This is a genomic window from Glutamicibacter sp. (assembly GCF_035257265.1).
Lineage (GTDB): Bacteria > Actinomycetota > Actinomycetes > Actinomycetales > Micrococcaceae > Glutamicibacter.
In genome coordinates this window covers 1-1,798 of the sequence record NZ_DATEXC010000063.1, presented here as the reverse complement: position 1 = coordinate 1,798, position 1,798 = coordinate 1, and the positions used below count along the sequence as shown (strand labels likewise).

The 1,798-nt window shown below is 59.8% G+C and carries 2 protein-coding genes; one reads left to right on the top strand and one right to left on the bottom strand.

Annotated elements, in window-relative coordinates:
• The coding region (locus tag VJ369_RS17220) for a hypothetical protein (RefSeq protein ID WP_324093221.1) at positions 1-202 on the top strand (202 nt) is incomplete at its 5' end.
• A 179-nt stretch (positions 203-381) separates the two neighbouring features.
• On the opposite strand, the gene VJ369_RS17215 is transcribed toward VJ369_RS17220, so the two are convergent.
• The gene (locus VJ369_RS17215; RefSeq protein ID WP_324093220.1) at positions 382-1,665 is read right to left on the bottom strand and encodes an IS91 family transposase; all 1,284 of its coding nucleotides are present in this window, start codon (positions 1,663-1,665) and stop codon (positions 382-384) included.
• Positions 1,666-1,798 lie beyond the last annotated feature (133 nt).

Sequence of the window (1,798 nt, the reverse complement as noted above, 5' to 3'; positions counted from 1 at the left end):
CGACAAGCAGAAAGCGATCAAAGAGCGCTTTCGTACCTGGATCTTCGCCGAGCCGGACCGCACCGAACGACTCGTACGATTTTACAATGAGACTGTAGCGGGTCATTGTCATTATGCGACAGCAATCCACGGACACACCGGGGGCGTATACCGCTCAAAGCGTAAGTCCTCCGGGATCTCCTGCCCCCCATTCCACCAGTAGCGATTCTGCCAGCGCCGGTACTCTCGTAACAGGTAGAGCCGGTGCCTGGTCCCCCGGACTTCCAAGCCCTCGACCGTTTCATAACACGTCACCTCCTTGCCGCGGAGCGCAATATGAACTTAGCGCCCTCTGGGCGGACTCTTCTCACCTCTGTGCCAGACGCTTCCCCAACGGCGTCCTCACACCCCCAATTCTGCCAGCGCTAGCTGTGTCAGGGCCTTTGTCCCATCCCCGTCCGCTCCAGCGCTTGGGGGGCTTCCTCGACACGGACCATACCGCCCACGCTTGATCGCCTGCAGCTCGTCATAGACAACGCCGTAGCGCGGATGCCACACCTGCCAGAGCAGCATCTCCCCGCCGCACCGCACACACCGTAACGGATCACGCCCCGTACTGGCCAGCACGCGCTCGCGATAGGTCTTCTGCGCCACGATGCGATAGGTCCCCTTGATCAGCCGACCCAGTGCCACCATCAACATAGTGAGTAACCCCTTCACCTTCTTGACTTTGCACGTGGCATGCAGCCCATCATAACGAAGACGATGGAACCCTTTCGGCAGAATATGTTGGACCATCCGACCGATGAACGTCAGCGCCGAGACCTCTTCCTCTTGCCGTTGCTTGGTCTTGTGATCGTTGTACCCATACCACACCCGCTGCCCGTCGTAGCTCAGGATGCGTCGGAGGGAGATCGGGGGGCTGACGACGTATTTCGCCAAATAGTATGCTAACCCCTCGCCGCCAGCCGGGACCTTGCCCTCTTCCAAGTAGGCGACGAGGCCTCGGGGAGACTTGCGCCACAAAGCGTCGATCTTGGCTTTAATCGCGCGTGTGCCCACCCGCTGCTTCAGCAGCGTGAAGAGGTGATACTGCCACTTCTTGTGCAACACCGTGAAGGGGAAGTAGTCCACCTCCCGCCACTGCTGCTGTGGGGGCATCCCGCCCGAGGTCATCAGGATATGCCGATGCGGGTTCCAATGCCCCGAGCGCCCCGCCGTCTCCAGCACCACCACGTAGCCCGCCTCTAGCTTCACCTTCGTGAACCACGACAGCGCATCACGCAGCATCGTGACCCCGCACTGCATCAGCTCGGCTAACAGCGAGCGATCCCGATAAAACTCGAGGTGCAAGGCATCAGGCATGGTCAACACCACGTGGCGATACGCGACCCCCTCGTAGAGCGTCCGCCCGATGTGGGCTACCCACTCATCCACATACACTTTGCAGCAGGAGAGGCAGAAGCTGCTCTTGCAACTGAACGCCACGCGTTTCTCTTCCAGGCAATGTGGGCACAGATACGTCGTATAGCCCGCCTCCAGAGTGCCACAGCCGAGCATTTTGTCGATGACGGCCTGCACATGACGATCCTGGTACCGCGGATGGCTCTGCTGGAAGGGCTCCCAGTGCTCGCGGAAGATCTGCTTGAAGGTATCTTTGTCGACCCGCTGGATTGTGGTTGCCATAGCGCATGTCTGTACCACGTGCGGGCAGCCGAAGCCAGCGGGTCTTCACCTTCCTCAGCCCCTCTCTACCCCGCGCCTCCTCAGTAGGGATGGGCAGAAGAGGGGATTTTGAAAAAGGAAATTCTTATACGCT